Here is a 1,500-nt window from a genome sequence, read left to right as displayed (position 1 = left end):
GTTATATAAAATACAAAACCAAACATTAAAACAATAGCTCCACATACAATCATATATGAAGTTGAAGTCTTCTTATTATCACTAACACTGGTGTTCACAGTTTCAACTGATGACACATATGTACTTAACATTTTACTATGTATGTCCTTAAAACCAATAATATCATTAGCCTTATAGCCCATCATAGTTTGATTAGTAATCATAACAATCTTTCCATCCTTCTTAGAATAAAGAGCATACTCATTAAATCCAAAATCAACTAATACAGCATCCCTTGAAGTAAACTTCCCACTACCTTCTATTGTTTTAAACCCTGACTCTATAATCCCCTCTAACTTAGGATTAACTGAAGCTACCCCAGCAGAATAATTATTCCCATTCTTATAAGTTATAAATGGCTCTATATACTTACCATTTAAAGTAGCAAAAAACAAATACATAGGACCATTTCCCTTATAAAAAGTATCATCTAAACTTTTATTACCCGAAGTAATATCCTCATAACTAATATCCTTAATCTCAATTCCACGGCCAAGCTTAAACCCCTTAGCAGCCTCATCCTTTGTAATATTTGGATTATCATAGGCTAAAAAGGAACTATACCTATCTAAAACATACTTACTAGTTCCTGCCCTAACCTCCTCAGGGATACTAACAAAAGCCCTAGCATCACTACCTATTAAAAAAGCTAACATAACTATAACTGTCAGTGACAAAACAAACCTTTTAATTAAATTCATATAACCACCTCCATATAACTACCTTAACCATACACTAAACAAACTGAACTTCTTGTCACATTCTGTATAGAAACAACCTAAAACATTGCCATTTACTTAACAGATTTACCCTCTAAAACCCTACTTTAACCTCATATCTCCCCCTTCACAAACCCCCCATCTGAGGCTAATTCCATCCTAAATCATATACACAACCCTCTACAAACCACCTATACTAAACTAGGTTCAAACACTCCCCTACACACCAAAACCCTCCCCCCTCAAATAACCCTCCCCGCAAGTTCCTAACCAAAATCCTTCACCACATTACATCACCAAACCAAAGGATCCCGAAAGGGTTCTTTTATCTATCCCTACCAATACATCATTTAACTTCAAGGCACAAATCCCCTAAATCAGCCAATCCTAAAAATTAAAAACCTACTATTAGATCACTAAATTAAGTCCGTAGGACTACTTAGATTCTTAATTAAACCTCCACTTAAACAAATCCCTAACCCCACTTTCCACTAATCTAACTCTGTCCTCAAACCCAATTTACCTTTTCAGCAACTCAAACTTTCCCTAAATATCGTATCCCAAAAATCGATTAGGCTGAGTGGAGTTCAAGGCGCAAAAAAGAGATAAATCCTGAGCGTACTAATAGTACGTGAGGAATTTATCTCTTTTTTACCAACTCTGAAATCCACCTTTTTATCTCCGCTGAAAAATCGCCTGGTTTGAGTGGAGTTCAAGGCGCGAAAGGGCTACAAAACCGCAG

The 1,500-nt window shown here is 35.7% G+C and carries 1 protein-coding gene; it reads right to left on the bottom strand.

Annotation, left to right across the window (positions count from 1 at the left end; translation table 11 throughout):
• Positions 1-740, bottom strand: a 740-nt coding sequence (locus RR539_RS09350; RefSeq protein WP_332500365.1) for a hypothetical protein, incomplete at its 3' end; no start/stop codon positions are given.
• Between the last annotated feature and the right edge of the window lie 760 nt (positions 741-1,500).

It is taken from the genome of Clostridium sp. (assembly GCF_036639235.1).
In the GTDB taxonomy this organism is placed as follows: domain Bacteria; phylum Bacillota; class Clostridia; order Clostridiales; family Caloramatoraceae; genus Clostridium_AB.
Note: the sequence above shows the minus strand (reverse complement) of the source record. Positions and strands in the feature narration are given on the sequence as shown.